The 17423-nt window shown below is 57.2% G+C and carries 15 protein-coding genes and 2 pseudogenes; 9 read left to right on the top strand and 8 right to left on the bottom strand.

The window, feature by feature from the left end; translation table 11 throughout:
- The 3 genes and pseudogenes from ACYP2A_RS04980 to ACYP2A_RS04970 all read right to left on the bottom strand — a co-directional run.
- The coding region (locus tag ACYP2A_RS04980; protein WP_459743297.1) for an RNA-guided endonuclease InsQ/TnpB family protein at positions 1 to 530 on the bottom strand (530 nt) is incomplete at its 3' end.
- A 125-nt stretch (positions 531 to 655) separates the two neighbouring features.
- Positions 656 to 733, bottom strand: a pseudogene (locus ACYP2A_RS04975) (helix-turn-helix domain-containing protein); the annotation flags it as partial.
- A 252-nt stretch (positions 734 to 985) separates the two neighbouring features.
- Positions 986 to 2863: a HAMP domain-containing methyl-accepting chemotaxis protein gene (locus ACYP2A_RS04970; protein WP_459743300.1), complete on the bottom strand. Its 1878-nt coding sequence runs from the start codon at positions 2861 to 2863 to the stop codon at positions 986 to 988.
- Between the two features lie 414 nt (positions 2864 to 3277).
- Here ACYP2A_RS04970 and ACYP2A_RS04965 point away from each other — a divergent pair.
- The 3 genes and pseudogenes from ACYP2A_RS04965 to ACYP2A_RS04955 form a co-directional block, all read left to right on the top strand.
- A pseudogene (locus ACYP2A_RS04965) lies at positions 3278 to 4264 on the top strand (cache domain-containing protein); the annotation flags it as partial.
- Between the two features lie 117 nt (positions 4265 to 4381).
- Positions 4382 to 5170, top strand: a complete 789-nt coding sequence (locus ACYP2A_RS04960) for a methyl-accepting chemotaxis protein (protein ID WP_459743299.1) — start codon at positions 4382 to 4384, stop codon at positions 5168 to 5170.
- 211 nt (positions 5171 to 5381) lie between these two features.
- A complete protein-coding gene (locus ACYP2A_RS04955; RefSeq protein ID WP_459743295.1) occupies positions 5382 to 6584 on the top strand; it encodes a tyrosine-type recombinase/integrase in 1203 nt (400 codons plus the stop codon).
- On the opposite strand, the gene ACYP2A_RS04950 is transcribed toward ACYP2A_RS04955, so the two are convergent.
- From ACYP2A_RS04950 to ACYP2A_RS04940, 3 genes are all read right to left on the bottom strand, one after another.
- Positions 6559 to 7587, bottom strand: coding sequence for a DNA replication terminus site-binding protein (locus ACYP2A_RS04950; protein ID WP_459743293.1), 1029 nt, complete (start codon positions 7585 to 7587; stop codon positions 6559 to 6561). The genes ACYP2A_RS04955 and ACYP2A_RS04950 overlap by 26 nt on opposite strands.
- A 233-nt stretch (positions 7588 to 7820) precedes the next feature.
- Positions 7821 to 8120 (bottom strand): hypothetical protein, encoded by a 300-nt coding sequence (locus ACYP2A_RS04945; protein ID WP_459743292.1) that lies wholly within the window; start codon positions 8118 to 8120, stop codon positions 7821 to 7823.
- Positions 8117 to 8749, bottom strand: coding sequence for an AAA family ATPase (locus ACYP2A_RS04940; RefSeq protein WP_459743290.1), 633 nt, complete (start codon positions 8747 to 8749; stop codon positions 8117 to 8119). Before ACYP2A_RS04940 ends, ACYP2A_RS04945 begins: the two co-directional genes overlap by 4 nt.
- Before the next feature lie 1225 nt (positions 8750 to 9974).
- On the opposite strand from ACYP2A_RS04940, the gene ACYP2A_RS04935 reads away from it, so the two are divergent.
- The 6 genes from ACYP2A_RS04935 (at position 9975) to ACYP2A_RS04910 (ending at position 16494) form a co-directional block, all read left to right on the top strand.
- Positions 9975 to 10721 (top strand): replication initiation protein, encoded by a 747-nt coding sequence (locus ACYP2A_RS04935; RefSeq protein ID WP_459743288.1) that lies wholly within the window; start codon positions 9975 to 9977, stop codon positions 10719 to 10721.
- Between the two features lie 488 nt (positions 10722 to 11209).
- The gene (locus tag ACYP2A_RS04930; RefSeq protein ID WP_459743286.1) at positions 11210 to 11659 is read left to right on the top strand and encodes an amidohydrolase family protein; all 450 of its coding nucleotides are present in this window, start codon (positions 11210 to 11212) and stop codon (positions 11657 to 11659) included.
- Between the two features lie 30 nt (positions 11660 to 11689).
- On the top strand, positions 11690 to 11851 hold the full coding sequence (locus ACYP2A_RS04925; RefSeq protein ID WP_459743285.1) for a hypothetical protein: 162 nt from the start codon (positions 11690 to 11692) through the stop codon (positions 11849 to 11851).
- A 224-nt stretch (positions 11852 to 12075) separates the two neighbouring features.
- On the top strand, positions 12076 to 13830 hold the full coding sequence (locus ACYP2A_RS04920) for a type I secretion system permease/ATPase (RefSeq protein WP_459743283.1): 1755 nt from the start codon (positions 12076 to 12078) through the stop codon (positions 13828 to 13830).
- A 7-nt stretch (positions 13831 to 13837) separates the two neighbouring features.
- Positions 13838 to 15172: an HlyD family type I secretion periplasmic adaptor subunit gene (locus ACYP2A_RS04915; protein ID WP_459743282.1), complete on the top strand. Its 1335-nt coding sequence runs from the start codon at positions 13838 to 13840 to the stop codon at positions 15170 to 15172.
- Positions 15169 to 16494: a TolC family outer membrane protein gene (locus ACYP2A_RS04910; protein ID WP_459743280.1), complete on the top strand. Its 1326-nt coding sequence runs from the start codon at positions 15169 to 15171 to the stop codon at positions 16492 to 16494. Before ACYP2A_RS04915 ends, ACYP2A_RS04910 begins: the two co-directional genes overlap by 4 nt.
- Before the next feature lie 43 nt (positions 16495 to 16537).
- Here the strand turns inward: ACYP2A_RS04910 and ACYP2A_RS04905 are convergent, their stop codons facing one another.
- Both ACYP2A_RS04905 and parS read right to left on the bottom strand, forming a co-directional pair.
- A complete protein-coding gene (locus ACYP2A_RS04905) occupies positions 16538 to 16978 on the bottom strand; it encodes an RES family NAD+ phosphorylase (protein ID WP_459743278.1) in 441 nt (146 codons plus the stop codon).
- Entirely contained in the window at positions 16975 to 17415 is a 441-nt protein-coding gene (gene parS, locus ACYP2A_RS04900) for a type II RES/Xre toxin-antitoxin system antitoxin (RefSeq protein ID WP_459743276.1), read from the bottom strand. Before parS ends, ACYP2A_RS04905 begins: the two co-directional genes overlap by 4 nt.
- Between the last annotated feature and the right edge of the window lie 8 nt (positions 17416 to 17423).

Below are 17423 nucleotides of genomic sequence, written 5' to 3'. Positions count from 1 at the left end.
TGGCGGGCATCTGAAATTTTTGCGTGCAGCCTGGCCACCTTGCGTTTCGCTTTCAGGCGATTGGCTGAGCCGAGCTTCTTTTTGGCCAGTCGGCGCTGTAGCAGCGCGAGCCGGGCGGCGTATTTGGCCGTGTGTTTTGGATTGGGCTCTTTCTTTCCGTCGCATCGCGTAAACAGGTCTGTGATCCCCAGATCAATACCGATCATGCGGGGTGAGACAGCAAGCTTTTCAGGCTCAAAGTCACACAGCAGGGACACGAAATAACGACCGGACCTGTCTTTTGAAACCGTGACGGTGGAAGGCTCACCCGGCACGCCTCGGCTCCAGCGAATATCAAGGGGCACCTTGCTTTTCGCAATGAAAAGCTTCCCGTCGACATACTTGAAGGCACTGCGCGTGAACTCGGCGGACGATGGTGTTTCTTTTTGAATGAAGGGTATCCGGAGCGCTTTTCGAAGAAATTGATGAAAGCCTTTTGCTGGTGGCGAAGCACCTGCTGCAGAGGAACGCTGGAGACCTCGTTGAGCCATGCCTTCTCTGGATCTTTCTTCAACCGGGTCAACGCCGCATTAGCGCCAGTAAAGCCAATGTTCGTCTTGTCTTCGGCGTAAGCTTTGGAGCGAAAATCCAGGATGTAATTGTAGACGTAGCGTACACAGCCAAAGGTTTTCTCCAGTAGCAGTTCCTGCTCTGAAGTGGGGTAAAACCTGAATTTATAGGCGCGCTTGCTCATCGGTGGATAGTGTCATTGAACTGTATTTATGTACAGTCAATGCAGCTACGCCGCGCTCCTTTCCTCCCCTACCTGAAGGAAGGGGTTTCTCGGAGCAATCTGGATGAAAACGTGTTGCAACTCGTGCGGCTCGGCTCTCACAGTGAGCTTGGCCTATGCCCCCCGACAGTATGTTGAGCCGTAAATCGCCGGTCTAAAACACAGGTTCAACGCAAAGCGTTAAACCCGTGAACAGGCATAACTGCCAAGCGTTTAAACCCTGAACCGACTGACCATCGTCTGCAACTGACCGCCCAAACGTGCCAGTTCGACGCTTGAGGCCGCCGTTTCTTCGCTGGCCGCCGCGGTCTGCTCAGACACGTCACGCACGTTGACGATGCTGCGGCTGATTTCTTCGGCCACCGCGCTTTGCTGTTCGGCAGCGGCGGCGATCTGCTGGTTCATCGACTGAATGTTGGACACCGTCTGGGTGATGCTGCTCAGCGATTCGCCGGCCTTGCGGCTCAGTTCGACGCTGCTGTTGGTCAGCTCACGGCTGCCGAGCATGATGCTCGATACCTGGCGGGTGCCGCTCTGCAGGCCGGCGACCAGGCCTTCGATTTCTTCGGTCGACTGCTGGGTGCGCTGGGCCAGGCCGCGAACTTCGTCGGCAACCACTGCGAAACCGCGCCCCGCTTCACCGGCGCGGGCTGCTTCAATGGCGGCGTTGAGGGCCAGCAGGTTGGTCTGTTGGGCAACCGACTTGATCACGTCCATGACTTTGCCGATCTTGTCGCTTTCTTGCTCCAGCTCGGTCATGGCGTCGGCAGAGCGCTTGACCTCGGTGGCCAGGCGTTCGATCTGAGTGATCGCTTCGCCGACGACACGGTCGCCATCGCGGGCTTCACGATCAGCGGCGGAGGCTGCAAATGACGCTTCTTCGGCATTACGCGCGACTTCCTGAACGGTGACCGACATTTCGTGCATGGCGGTGGCCACCTGGTCGGTTTCGACCTTCTGGCTATTAACGCCGGCACTGGTCTGCTCGGTCACGGCCGAGAGTTCTTCGGCGGCGCTGGCAATCTGGGTCACGCTGTCGCGAATGCCGGTGATCAGCTCGCGCAGGGTGCTGCCCATGCGTTGAATGCCTTGTTGCAGCACGCCCAGCTCGTCACGGCGAGTGACGGCCATGGTGTGGGTCAGGTCGCCCGAGGCAATACGCTCGACCACGTCCAGGGTCTCTTGCAACGGACGAGTGATCTGGCGGGTGATCAGCACGGCGGCGATAACGCCAAGAATCAGGGCCAGCAGGGTGCAGATGATCTGCCACTGGCGCGCCTGGGCGCTTTCATCATCACGGCGGTCCAGTTGCAACTGGTTCAGCGCGTCGCTGATTTTGACGATGTCCTGGCCTTGTGTGGTCATCTCTTTACGGGCCTGAACGATCTGCGCGTCGGCAGCCTTGAAGCCCTGAATGTCGGCACGGTAGCTCAGCAGAGCGCTTTCAAGCCGTTTGAAACGCTCGGCCTGGGCGCCGGCGAATACGCTGTTCATGCGCTCCAGGCTTTTGATGGTCGAGTCGAGCTGGCCAAGCACTTTCTGCTCGCCTTCGGCGCTGGGGGCTGCCGCATAGCCACGCATTTCATAGCGCACTTTCAGCAGGTCCAGCCGGGCCTGGACCATGACCTGGTACTGCTCGAGGCGATCGACATCGCCTTGTACTTCGGCCAGGGTCTGGTCGACCAGTTCTACGGCGCTCAGGGCATGAGTGGCCATGTTGTCACGGGACTGATTACTGGTCTTGTAGGCACTGCGCATGTCGTTGAACGACTGCTGGTAAGCGCTGTTCACCTGGCTCAATTGGTTGAGCATCTTGAGGTTTTCAGCGCTTTTGAAAGTCTTGAGCAGGTAGTCGATCTGGCCCTTGAAGCCATCGAACGACGTTTGCACGGTGTCGGCGACCTTTTCGTCACCGTTGGCGAGCATGTACTGCAAGCGGGTAACCCGCAGTTTGGTCAGTTGGGCGTTGAGTGTGGAAATGTCGCTCATCCAGTTACTACGGTCGATGAGCTTGCCCAGACCGGTCCAGCTGACAAGGGCCAAGATGGCAGTGAAAACAAGCACCAGACCAAAGCCCAGAGCCAGTTTCATATTGACGCTGATATTGGAAAACCAGCTATTCATTCGACGTTCTCCTGGAATGTCTTTTTTAATGATTCGGGCCGCTGGGGATTGTTTTTGTGAGGCCATCGCAAGGTATTACGCCACACACTATCGGCCGGCAAACGGCAGGCTGTAAGGCAAAAGCAGTAATTTTTAAAAAAAACGATGATTGGCTTTCATGAACCTTTCATTTGTCGCAGGCCCCGTTTATAAAGGGCTCCAGGACCCTTCACAAAAATAATGCCACTGGGCCGACACCTAATGAAACGCTATTCAAAACTCGCCTATACTTCCCCTTATCCCTCCGTTGTTGTCGTACAACTTGGTTTTTGTTCAAGTGAATAGAACGCTTGAACTTTGGCGTATGCCTGCTGTATTCCCTGTTCCCGCTGCTTGTTGAGAATGACCCTGATGAATTTGAAGTTTCGTCATAAGATCCTGTTGGCCGCGTCCGGCGTTGTGGTGTTGGCCTTTGCGCTATTCACTTGGTACAACGATTATTTGCAACGCACCTCTATTCGCCAGAACCTCGAGGCCTCGGTCGGTCAGGCGGGCGAGTTGACGGCCAGCAGTGTCCAGAACTGGCTCAGTGGCCGGATTCTGGTACTGGATAACCTCACACAGGACGTGGAGCGCCAAGGTATAAAAAGCAGTGATCTGGGCGGTCTGGTCGGCGCGCAGTCGTTGGTTTCGACCTTTCAGTTCACTTATGTCGGCGACAGCGACGGGGTATTTACCCAGCGTCCCGATACGCAAATGCCGGCCGGTTACGACCCGCGCAAGCGGCCGTGGTACACCTCGACTGTGGCCGCCAACAAGACGATTATCAGTGCGCCCTATCAGGCGTCAGTCGGTGGTCTGGTGGTCACGGTGGCCAGCCCGATCAAAGCCGGTGGGCAGGTCATCGGTGTGGCGGGCGGCGATCTGAGCCTCGATACCCTGGTCAAAATCATCAACTCTGTCGACTTCGGTGGCCTCGGCTATGCCGTGCTGGTCAGTGGTGACGGGCAGGTGATCGTCAGCCCCGATAAAGACCAGGTGATGAAGAACCTCAAGGACCTTTACCCCGGGCAGAACCTGACGCTAGACAAGCCGCTGCGTGAAGTGGTGCTCAATGGCAAGGAACGTCTGTTGTCGTTTACCCCGATTCCGGGTTTGCCGGGAGCTGACTGGTATATCGGCCTGTTGATCGATAAGGAAAAAGCCTATGCGCCGCTGAGCCAGTTCCGCAGTTCGGCGTTGATTGCGGTGCTGATTGCCGTGGCAGTGATTGCCTTGCTGTTGAGCCTGTTGATCAGTGCACTGATGCGTCCGCTGACCGACATGGGCCGGGCCATGCAGGACATTGCTGAAGGTGAAGGCGACCTGACACGACGCTTGAAGCTGCAGGGCAACGACGAATTTGCCGAACTGGGCAGCTCGTTCAACCGTTTTGTCGAGCGGGTACATGCTTCGATTGCGGAGGTATCGTCGGCGACGTTGCAAGTACATGACCTGTCGCAACGAGTGGTGGAGTCATCCAACTCGTCGATTATCGGCTTCGACGAACAAAGCGCACGCACCAACAGTGTGGCAGCGGCGATCAACGAGCTGGGCGCCGCGACCCAGGAAATTGCCCGCAACGCCTCCGATGCATCGGTTCAGGCCAGCGAAGCCCGCGAGCAGGCTGAAGACGGTCGTCGTGTAGTCGAACAGACCATTCGCTCGATGAGTGAGCTGTCGAGCAAAATCAGCGGTTCGTGTGTGCAGATCGAAAAGCTCAATGCCAGTACCGACAACATCGGCCACATTCTTGACGTGATCAAGGGTATTTCGCAGCAAACCAACCTCTTGGCGCTCAACGCTGCCATCGAGGCGGCGCGTGCCGGCGAGGCCGGACGTGGCTTTGCAGTGGTCGCTGATGAGGTGCGTAACCTGGCGCATCGCACCCAGGAATCGGCTGACGAAATTCACAAGATGATCGGCGAACTGCAAAGCGGCTCGCAGGATGCTGTGGTCAATATGAATGAAAGCCAGGCCTCCAGCCAAGGCAGTGTCGAGGTGGCCAACCAGGCGGGCAGTCGTCTGCAGGACGTCACCCGACGTATCGGCGAGATCGACGGCATGAACCAGTCGGTCGCGGCGGCCACCGAAGAACAGACCGCCGTGGTCGAAACCCTGAACGTCGACATCAATCAGATCAACACCCTTAACCAGCAGGGTGTCGCCAACCTCAACGAAACCCTCAAAGACTGCGCCGCCCTTTCACAACAGGCCGGCCGCCTCAAACAGCTGGTCGACAGCTTCAAGATCTGACCGACAGCGCCTGTCAGCCCTGATATCACAGCGCGCACCCAACCAAACGGTGCGCGCTTTCGATGAGGGCCAGCCTGAGGGTTCAATTTCTACTACTGCACACAAACTCCCATAAATGTTGAGTAGAATGGCAAATGTACGCGGAGCTTCCCTCCGCGTACATTGAGGTGAAAAGTTTTCTTTTTACGCGTATTACCCTTGTGAGAATGAAATGAGCAAGCTGACCCAGCTGTTTGCCAAATCCGTGGAAAAACCTGGTCGTTATGCCGACGAGCGCGGGCTGTTCTTGCGGGTCAGTGCCAGTGGCAGCAAGAGCTGGGTGTTGCGTTATCAGCTGAACAAGCGCCGTCATGACCTGGGGCTTGGCGCGTTCCCTGGGGTTTCGTTGAAGGCGGCACGCCTGGCGGTTGACACGCACAGGTTGGCGTTGTCACAAGGTATCGATCCGTTGGCGCTGCGGCACGCTGGGCAACAGTCGTCTTTACCTGTCGAACCTGTGACATTTCGTGTGGAGGCAGAGCGTTATATCCAGACGCATCGGCAAAGCTGGAAAAATGCCCGGCACGCCCAGCAATGGGCGCATTCACTGAGTGATCATGTGTATCCGTACCTGGGCGGCCTGGCGATCGATGCGATTGAAACCGACCATGTGTTGCAGGTGTTGATCCCCATCTGGAGCCAGATTCCGGAAACGGCCTTTCGCCTGCGTAACCGCATCGAGCTGGTACTCGATGCGGCCAAGGCCCGCAAGTTGCGCCACGGTGAAAACCCCGCTCGCTGGCGTGGCCATCTGGACAAGCTGTTACCACGTCAAAAGCGTACTCAGGTGCCGTTTTCGGCCATGCCGGCAGAGCGGTTGGGCGCATTCGTACGTCAGCTCGACAGCCTGGACAGCACGGCGGCGCGTGCTTGTGAGTTGATCATCCATACCGCCTGTCGTAGTTCAGAGGTTTGTGAAGCTCGCTGGGACGAGTTCGATCTGGTCAACCAGGTGTGGACGATTGAGGCCGTGCGCATGAAAGCCGGCAAGCTGCATCGCGTACCCTTGAACGATGCGGCGCTGCAGGTGCTTGAGCAGCAGCGCGGCAAGCATCCTTTATATGTATTCCCCAATGCCCGGCGCAGCAACGGGTTGCCCGGCAACGCCATTCGCCGGGTCATGGCGCAACTGAATGCCGACGACTACGTACCCCACGGCTTCCGGGCAAGCTTTCGCACCTGGGCGGCAGAACACACTGACTTTCCCAGAGATGTCTGCGAAATGGCCTTGGCCCACACGCTGGGCGATAAGGTCGAAGCAGCCTACCACCGTGGCGACCTGCTCGATAAACGCCGGCAGTTGATGCAGGCCTGGGGCGCATTTATCGAGCAAAACAGTCCGCAGATCGTCAGTCATCTGCAGGCGCAAGCGTGAGATCCAGCTGGTCGTCGGGCTCTGTCGCCGTGGTCTGAGGCGTTTTCGAGCGGCTGTCGGAATACGTCGACGCCACCGTACTGGTACGACTTTGCAGTAATTGCGACTTGCCCATGCCCACCAGGTCATTCGGATTGAGGTACAGATTCATCCGTGGAATGACCTCGATTCGTGCTTTTTTGTCCGGACGTTCAGCCTGGCGCGTGTGTCGATCAAAGTCGCGCAGCTCATGCACGGTAATCGGTTCTTGCCCGGCCAGCACGAACAACGGCAGGTTGCTGTGAATCATCGCGTCATAGCGTGAACTGGCTGAAAAATACAACATGGCCCGTGGATGCGGCGCGACCTTCTTGTATTTGACCAGGGTGGCATGGTCGGCCAGATTGACGATACGACGCAGCTCGGCACCGGCCAGGGTTTCGCCAGGGGCGACGTTATCGCGATCCGATTGCTGTTCGGCAGCTTTGACCAATAGCTCACGTACCTTGCCCACCTCGATGCGTTCCCCTCCTGTGGTATGGCCTGCCCAGGTAAAAACAATCAGCCGAGGACAGCTGTCGAATGCCTGGGTATGACGACCCAGTTGCTTCATGCTGAATTGGTGACCCAGTGCCTGACGAAGGATCTTCGAGCGCGCCGTGGTGGCCAGATTGAGCTCCAGACGCGTCTTTTCGATCATCGCCATGAGCTCGTCCTTGAGATCATTGATTTCCCTCACCCACGGTAAAACGCTATCGCGCAGCGCAAAGTAGCCCGGCAGTCGCATGACGGTGCCCGGTGCCTGGCCTACTGCACGTTCAAAGGTCGTCATGGCCTGCAACGCGGCATCGATGGCGGCTTGTCCCTCGAGGCGTTGCGCATCGATCCGATCGGGAGCCTTTTGTTCTGCCAGCACGGGCAATTTCCAGACAGTGCCGCTGACTACCAAGGCAGGCCACAACTGATTGAATGCATGGAGCCGGGAAATCAGGCGCTCGTGGACCCGTACGATGTCAGTAAGCATGAAGCCTCCTTTTTAATACCACCCCTAAAACATCCAACCCATATACCACGCACACCCTCGACCAATCCAGATCGAAAAGCCAAAAAAGAAAAGCAGCTGACCAGCTTTATGCTCGTATGGGGTGGTATTGAATGGTGATAGCTGGCTATATAGCTAGCTATCACTTGTCACTGTCCAGGTTATTCACGTAGGACGTGCGATTTAACTATAGCTAGCTATATAGCTATGCTCAGTCACTTGAGGTTGTAATGCTTCTTGAGCAGCTGCTGGACGATGTCTGTTTCGGTGACTCGCTTTCCGCTTCTGGCCGATTCCTGGGCCGCACCGATTTTCAATGCGTTGGCAATGTCCCAGCGCAAGCGAAACAATTTCTGGATGGTGGGCTCTGGCTTGAAGGCTTCGATGACCGGTTCCTGAACAACCGCTTCTTCGCGGGCGACCACTTTGTTCAGGGCTTTATCAGCTTCCCCGCCTTCGAGAAATTCGTTCGGGTCTTTCTTGAAGCTTTTTATATCGGGCTTGGATTTGATCATGCCAGCACCTCAGCGAAGAACGCGTTCATTTCCTGGATGGCTGCATGGTCACGCTTGAGCTCATGAACAATCGCGCCCTCGCTGATGCAACGACGGAAAGCGACACGCTCACAGATTTTGGTCTTGAACACGCTGAAGGATTGTTCTTCCAGAAAATTCAGCATCTCGCCGGTGTCTTTGGTACGGGTGTCGACCCTGGACAGCAGCATCTTCACATTCAGGTCGGGGTTGTAGTCGCGAGCCAGGTCGACGACGGTCAGCAGATCGGTCATGGCTGCAGCATCGAATGAACTGGCGCCGACAGGAACGATCACCACTTCAGCCAGCAACAACGCAGAGCGCAGTCCGACAGAGTCGCGACCGCCGGCATCGACAACGACGTGCTCATAAGAAGTCGCCAGTTGCCGGCCCTCAGAGTTGATCGCTTTGCCTTGCAGGCAGACTGTAGTCGGGCTTGGACTGTATTCGGGGTTATCACGACGCCAGGCGGCCCAACTGGCAGCGCTTGCCTGGGGGTCGCCGTCGATCAGCAATGTTTTACCCCGTGTGGCGAGCATGGTTGCCAGATGCACGGCGGTTGTGGTCTTGCCTACACCACCTTTGGTATTGACGCATGCGAAAATTGTCACTGCAGTCTCCTTATTGTTTCGGCAGCTATATATAGCTGATCTTGACGACGCTCATTATAGCTATCTATCTATATAGCTAGCTATTTTTTAAGGTCTGTGCGAAAAATCTGCCGTAGACGCTACTTGTCAGCTGAATGGCTTTAGCGTGTAGGTAAAATCGACATCCTTTGAAAGGCTCTGCTTTTTTGCTGCGTAAGGGTTTGTTTGCTTTGCTTGTCAGGGTTATCTCTTGCCGTGAGCATCGAAATGACATCCCTGGTGGTGTACGCCTAACGCTCTGGGGATGGGTTCAGTTGCTGATTCATGGGCTTTTGCGCTTTGCCCATCAGACGCCGGGGCATTTTTCATAAATCCATGTGAAAGCGCTCTGTAAACAATGCGGGAATGCCTCTAAAAGCTCTTGAGAAGCCGCAGGGGAGGTAAAAACTGCTTTTGCGCATCCGTGATGATCGGGTGTCTACAAAATCGATTGAGAGCGATCTCAGGGGCTTTTGGCGCTATTCGTTTTTGTTTTTTGCTTTTGATTTTTACCCATCAGAAAAAAATGGCTCTTCGCGTGTGTTTTTAAAATCGTTTTTTCTTGTTTTTAAAGCTTGTTTTTAAAGCTTGTTTTTAGCACCTCTGGAGGCCACGTAAATCAAGGCCTCCAGAGGTGCAACGACTACACATTCCGGCTATACGACTACAAATTCCGGCTATCACGACTACAGATTCCAGCTGTAACGACTACAAATTTCAGCTATGACGACTACAAATTCCGGCTGTTATCCACAGGCTGGAACGCCGCTTATTGGATCCTATCCAGGGTCCGATTCCTTCCAGGCAACAACCGGACTGTGCGTGACCAAAACGGCCTGGAATTCACCGGAAAACGTCGATTATGCATCGACTACAAATTCCGGCTATGGCTCAAGGCCTTATGAAACCCGGCCTTCAGCCATGACACGACGTCCTACAGCCTGGTCCTACAGAAATCACGCTTGGTTACAACGACTACAAATTCCGGCTATAGCCAAAATGACGGCCAACGACTACAAATTCTGGCTAGCGTCGAATGTGCCCTGACGACTACAAATTCCGGGTAACACGCTGAAACCTATCGACTACAAATTCTGGCTATAGCTCAAAGCCATCAACGACTACAGATTCTGGCTATGTGCAATCGAGACGAAAAACGTTCGACAAGCTTGGTACTATCGACTCATCAACGCGCCAGGAGTAGTCGATGACTGCCAAAGAACCTTCGTCGCTGCTCGTGACAAAAGCCAACGATCTGATCAGTGCTTCCTACCGCCTGACCCTTCAGGAGCAGCGCCTGTTGCTGGCCGCGATCGCTCAGGTCGACCCGCGTAAACCCATGCCTTCCAAGATCACTGTCACGGCGGCGAACTTCGCCGATATCTACGGCGTACCGATCCGCTTTGCCTACACCAACCTCAAAGAGGCCGCTGACTCTCTCTACGAGCGCGATATCCAGACGTTCGACGGCAAGAACCGCACCCGTATCCGCTGGGTCTACAAGGCGGCTTATGCGGAGGGTGAGGGCCGGGTCACGCTTAACTTCACCGTGGATGTGATCCCCTACCTGTCGATGCTCAACAGCAAGCTGACCTCTTACGATTTGCGTCGCGTGGCCAATCTCAATTCGATGCACAGCTTTCGCCTGTTCGAACTGATGATGCAGTTCAAGAGCACCGGCGTGCTGGTCATCGAGGTCGAAAGGTTGCGCATCCTCCTGGACCTGGGCGACAGCTACAAACGCTTTAACAACCTGCGTCAGCGGGTCATCACACCCTCGATCAACGAGATCATGGCCAAGTCCGGCATCTCGATTTCCTACGAGACAATCACCGAAGGCAAGACGGTCAAAAGCCTGGTGTTTCGTTTCCATGAAGCGGCACAACTGCGGCTTTCTCTGGGCGATACCTTGCAAGCTTTACCCGAAAATCCTCTTGAAATACTTAAAGATTAGTCTTTAAAAACAATAGCTTATTTAATTTAAAGATAGCTATATATCTAGCTATCTTTATGGTTTCTTTGTTTTCAGAGGCTTTCTCCGTATAGCCGGAATTTGTAGTCGATACCTGTGCTGACGTTGGGCTGATGGATTTTCTTGTCGCCCGCTGTCTTTATGCCGGTCTTTTGCTGGAACCTGCCTCGTCTTTATCAACCCCACGTAAATACCCCCGAAATACGGCTTTTCGCAGGTTGTGGGGCGTTATCGGATAGCAATAACGCTATCTATATAGATTGATAGCTATATAGATAGATAGCTTTTTTCGGCATCCAGACACCCTGTTTCTGCGCTCAATCAGTAGCCAGAATTTGTAGTCGATAGCCGGCTGTGATCCCATTCAGCAATGAACTTCTCTTGGCCTCACGTCCTCAGAAAACTTTGGCCCAATACTTTAAGGAGATCAGCCATGTCAGGGCAACGCGCTTTCGGACGACGGGCACTGTTTGACATCCTCCCCCACCTCGCTTTGTCAGGGCCGGTTTTCGCCGGAAAGGAAGGGGATTCCCTACCGCGTCAGTCGACCTGAGTCGGCTGCTCGCTTCGATGGGTTCCTGCTGCTGGCGGCATTGAAACACCGCTCACTTCACAGGCGATCCGGCCAAGTGTCCTGGCCTTTGATGCGCGTCGGCTACGGCCTGCCACCCATCATGGCCCTGCACGACGCGGGGATCGCGCTGAGTCTAGGAATCGACACGCTCATACTGGCGGACAATGCCAACCCGTTTCAGGTCATGCAAACCACCCTTAATCTGACCACGGCAATGGCTCGGAATGAGATGTCCCTCGTCCCACGCCAGGTATTGCACTGGGCCACTCAAGGCGGCGCCGATGAAATGGGGCTGGGCGCCGTGGTCGGCTCTATTACTCCCGGAAAGCGTGCCGACCTGACATAGATCGATGCCAATCGCCCGGATCTGCTGCCGTTGATCGACCCGGTGGCCACGGTTGTCCAGTCGGTTTCGCCAAGCGATGTCAGCATGGTCATTGCCGATGGCAAATTGCTCAAGCGCAATGGCCGGCTGGTGGATGTCGATGGTCAAGAATGGGCAGCGCAATTGAAGCAAGGCTGGGAGTCGCTGCGTTGAAAGCAGGTGTAGATACATAGGTTGCAGACCCGCTGTACAGCGGGTCGCTTTCATGAAGATAGGCTCAAGATCAGGTCGCTCAAGCCGATTAAATAGGTGCATGGACAGGTCTGAGCAGTTCGCTTGCCAAAGTGCTAGCATCCGCCGGCCTCAATCCGGTACTGCGTGGTACTGGCAGTACAGGCCCCGTCTTTTCCTTATCGTGATTTTATCTCCTGGACTCTATGCGATTCTCTTTCGATCCCAAGCGAGATATCGATGCAGCACTGCTGCGCTATCGTCGTCTTTTCGGTGTGCTGGCTCTGTTCAGCGGTGTGATCAACCTGCTGATGCTGGTGCCTTCTGTTTATATGATGCAGGTCTTCGACCGCGTCCTGACCAGCCGTAACGAAACCACGCTGCTGATGCTCAGCCTGATTCTGCTGATCTTCTTCGCGGTCAGTTGCGCCCTGGAGTGGGTGCGCGGCCAGGTGATGATCAAGATGAGCGCCGGCCTGGATACCCAGTTGGGGGAGCGGGTCTTCGATGCGGCGTTCCAGCGCAGTCTTAAAGAGAACAGCAGTAACCCGGCTCAGGTGCTCAGCGACCTGAACAGCATTCGCCAGTTTGTTACCGGCCCCGCCCTGATTGCGCTGTTCGACGCGCCGTGGCTGCCGATCTACGTCATTGCCACTTTTCTGTTCCATCCCTGGCTTGGTGTGTTCACGGTCATCGGCTCGCTGATTTTGGCCGGGCTTGCGATCTGGAACGAACTGACCACGCGTAAAAGCATGAGCGAAGCCAACCGCTTGTCGGTGTCGTCGTCCAGTTATGTGAACGGCACCCTGCAGAACGCCGAAGTCATTCAGGCGATGGGCATGCTCCAGCCACTGCGCAGCCGCTGGTACAACGTCCAGCAGCGAGTGATCACCGAGCAGGGTGAAGCCAGCGACCGCAGTTCGCGCATTGCCGCGATTTCGCGTTTTATCCGTATGACCTGGCAATCCCTGGCCTTGGGCCTGGGCGCCATATTGGTCATCGAGAATCAGATTTCCGCCGGCGTCATGATTGCGGTTTCGGTGCTGTTGGGGCGGGCCATGGCGCCGGCCGAGGCGCTGATCGGGTCGTGGAAGCAAATGGGCAATGCCAAGAGCAGCTACGAGCGTCTCAATCGCCTGCTCAATGAGTTTCCCAAGGACACGCCACGTATGCCGCTGCCGGCACCGACCGGAGCCTTGAGCATCGACAAACTGGTGATCACCCCACCCGGCATGCAGCGTCCGGCGGTCAATGGTGTGACCTTCAAGCTGGCCAAGGGCGAAGTCCTGGCAATCATCGGCCCAAGTGCTTCGGGCAAATCGTCCCTGGCGCGGGCCATGGTCGGCATCTGGCCGGCCAATCATGGTTCGGTACGCCTGGACAATGCTGAAGTCAGCCAATGGTCGCGTGAGGCGCTGGGGCCGCACCTGGGTTATCTGCCGCAGGACATCGAGCTGTTTGACGGCACCATCGCTGAAAACATCGCCCGCTTTGGCGCGGTGGACTCCGACAAGGTCATCGAGGCGGCGCAGACGGCCGGTATTCACGAAATGATCCTGCACTTTCCCAAGGGCTACGACGCGATGCTGGGCAGTGGCGGGCTGGGCTTGTCGGGCGGTCAGAAACAGCGCATCGGCCTGGCCCGGGCGCTTTATGACGCGCCTGCGCTGGTGGTGCTCGACGAGCCCAACTCCAACCTCGACGAAGCGGGCGAAGCGGCGCTGGTTCAGGCCGTGCGTAAACTCAAGGAAAAGGGCAGTACGGTGGTGCTGGTGACCCACAGGCCGAACATCCTGGGCGTGGTCGACAAGCTGCTGTTCCTCAAGGAGGGCGTGCAACAACTGTTTGGCCCGCGTGATCAGGTGCTCAAGACCCTGGTGCCGTCGGCAGCCCCGAAAGCCGCCGCAACCGGTGCCAGCACCGAAGTCGACACCCCTGAAGCCAGCAATCAAAAAGCCTGAGGCATCCATGCAAGTCAGTCAGAACGACCTGTCGACCCCGGTATCTAAGCCCGATGCCGATGCCTCCAAGATTGCCCGCATCGGCGTCTGGTGCTTGCTGCTGGGCCTGGGCGGTTTTTTTCTGTGGGCCGGTTTTGCCCCGCTTGATCGTGGCGTGGTCGGGCCTGGCTCGGTGGTCGTGGCCGGTGAGCGCAAGACCGTGCAGTCGCGCAGCGGCGGCATGATCGACCGGATTCTGGTGCGTGAAGGCGACCAGGTGCAGCAAGGTCAGGTGGTGATGCAACTCAACACCGTGCAGACCAAATCGCAGCTCGACGTTGCCATGGGGCAGTGGCTGAGCGCACGTGCCGTCGAAGAGAGGCTGATGGCCGAGCGCCTGGACCGTGACCACATTCAGTGGTCCGCCGATTTGCTGGCCCGTGCCGACGACCCGCGGGCCAAGGCGTCCATGGAGCTGCAAGGCTACCTGTTCGCCACCCGCCGTGCCGAACTGGCCAGCCGCTTGCAGATCAACCAGCACGAAATCGCCTCGCTGAACGAACAACTGGCCGGCTACGAAGAGATCAAGCGCAACCACTCGGCGCAGTTGCAGTTTCAACAGCAGGAACTCAAGGGCCTGCGTGAACTGGCCCGTGAAGGCTATCTGCCGCGCAACCGTTTGTTCGAAGCCGAGAGCAATGCCGCCCAGCTGAGCGCGCAGCTGGCCTCGACGATTTCCGACATCGGCCGGACCCGCCAGGGGCTCAACGAGAGCAAGCTCAAGGTCCTGCAGCAAGGCCAGCTGTTTCGTAGTGATGCCGAGTCGCAACTGACCCAGGTATCGGCGCAAAGCTCCAGCCTGGCCGACCAGATCAAATCGCTGGAATTCGAAGTCAACAGTGCTGCCGTTGTGGCACCGGTTGCCGGCCAGGTGATGAGCCTCATGGTGCATACCGTCGGTGGCATCGCCCAGCCCGGACAAAAGCTGATGGACATCGTCCCGCAAGGCTCCAGTTGGGTGGTCAAGGCACAATTTCCGCCCATGATGGCCGACCGGCTCAAGCCGGGGCTGGTCGTCGATCTGCGCTTTGGCTCGTTGCAGCGCGTGCACACCCCGGTCATCGTCGGCAAGGTCACGACCGTGTCGCCCGATCAGTTGATCGACGAGCACACCAACTCGCCGTATTTCTCGGTAGAAGTCTCGGTCAACCCGGAACAGGTCGAGGAGTTGCATGAGCTGGGCCTGGACATCAAACCGGGCATGCAGGCCGAAGTGCTGGTCAAGACCGGCGAGCGCACCCTGGCCAACTACCTGATGCAGCCGATCGCCGAGCGTATGGCCGGCGCTTTCAAGGAGGAATGACCGTGCGAATTCCTGTCGCTCTGCTCACGCTGCTGTGTTCGTGCCGGCTGCTGGCCGCCGATGATCAACTGTCACTGGTCGCGCTGTACGACGCCTCCCGCCTCAACGATGCGGCCTACCAGGTCGCCAATCATGACTACGAAGCCTCGCGTCAGGAAGAAGCCATCGGTCGCAGTGGCCTGTTGCCGCAAGTGGCGATCAATTCGCGCTATGGCCATGGCGGCAAGTTCAATAAAGAGTCAGCGGCCAACAGCGGTGAAGACCAGTTTGCCTCCGACAGCATTGCCCTGACCGTCAGCCAGCCGCTGTTCGACAAGGGGCGCTGGGCCGCCTATGAACAGGCCAAGGCCCGCGCCCGGTTGGGTGAATTTCAGCATGACAACGCAGGCCAGGCGCTGTACGACCGGGTCGTGCAGGCCTATTTCGATGTCGCACAAGTCGAGAACGAACTGAAACTGACTGCCCAGCAAAAAGCTTCGATCGAGGGCCTGGCCAAGCAGTCCAAGCGTCTGTACGAGGCCGGCGAAGGCACCATTACCGACCTCGAAGAAGCCCAGGCGCGTCTGGACGCGATCAAGGCTCAGGAAATCGAAGCACAAGCCCGGCGCCGTGCGGCATTACGCAAACTCTCGGGCCGCGCCGGCATTGCCGTGAGCGACATCCAGCCCATGCAGGACCCGTCGCCGGCCAGTGCGTTGCTGGCCCCTGAAGAAGACCTCGATTACTGGATGCTCAAAGCCGATCAGGCCGCCGCCGAACTGGGCGTCAGCCGGGCCACGATCAAGGTCGCCGAAGCCAACCTGAAACTGCAGAAATCCGCGCATTACCCCACCGTCGCCCTGAGTGGTCGTATGGCACGGGTCGACCAGAGCGATATCAACGAATTGTCGCAGCGTCAGTCGACGTATTACGTTGGCGTGGTGGTCGACATTCCGATCTATCAGGGGGGCGGCGTCAGTGCCTCTTCCGAAAAAGCCCGCTCGGCCCTTGAAAGCGCCCGCTCCAGTTATGACTCGCAGTTGCAGCAACTGACCGAAGACGTCGAAGCCAACTATTTAGGCGTCGTGGCCGGCTTTGAAAAAATCAGGGCACTGATCACCGCCGTGCGCTCCAGCCAGATCGCGTTGACCTCTGCCGAAAAAGGCTACCAGGCCGGCGTACGTTCGACCCTCGACATCCTCGATGCGCAACAACGTCTGTTCTCGGCCCGCCGCGACCTGCTCGACACCCGTCTGGCCGTGCTGCAAAGCTACGTCAACCTGCACACCCGCACCGGGCAGATGACCCGTAGCAAGCTGGAAAAGGTGCAGGGGTTGTTTTGAGCTTGTGGCTACGCTGCGGCGCTTAATATATATAGCTAGATATCTAGCTATATATATTGATAGCTAACTCAATAACTGCTGAAAAGCCCGTATGACGGGGGTTAAGCAGGTAATTGACCTCATGCGGCACCAGCACGCTCGGCACTGCCAAAGCCAGACTTTGACCCGACTCAAGCCAGTGATCGCCCAGCCAGGCCGTGGTTGCCGGGGCCGGTTCCCGGCGCCAGTCCTGGGGCAGGCTGCCAGGCGGCAGGTTGAAAATCTGCTCTTCACCCAACTGCAATTCGATCATCACGAAATGACGCATGACCGCGCTGTCGTTCAAATGCGTGAGCATTTCGAGGCGGGCCAGTGCCTGGCTGCCGGCGCAGTACACGCAGGCCCGGCCCTTGCTGTTCCAGCGTCCGCCATGGCGGCTGGCGGGCTCGCCATCGAAGGCTTGCTCCAGCCAGCGGCGTTTGACCAGGCGATAGGCGCTGATCACACCATCACTCCATGTTCCAGGCGACCCATCAGGTCCAGCACGGCTTGGGATTCGGCCGAGGTGATCAGCATGTCCAGCGGGCAGCGCTGGTCGAGGCCCGACACCGGGTGGACCAGCCAGCGGCGTACGGTTTCGATATTCCCTTCGAACAGCTCCAGCGCGGCGGCATAGATCGACGCCAGACGAAACAGCCGGTCGCTTTCTTCGACATTGAAGCGGCGCGCTTTCAGGCGTCGCTGCAGGGTGGCCGGGGCGATGGCCAGGTAATCGGCCAGCGTCGAGCGGTTGATGGCGATGGCGTCGGCCAGATGGTCGAACACGGCATAAGGCAGGCCTTCGCGCAGGGCGTTATGCAACTGCACGCCACGCGGTGAAAGATTTAGACGCTGCCAGAAATCTTCGGCCGCACTGGCTGTCCGAGGGGAGTCGAGAAGCATGGGGAAAT

This window comes from Pseudomonas sp. 3A(2025) (assembly GCF_054589175.1).
This window is presented reverse-complemented; position numbering and strand designations above follow the sequence as displayed.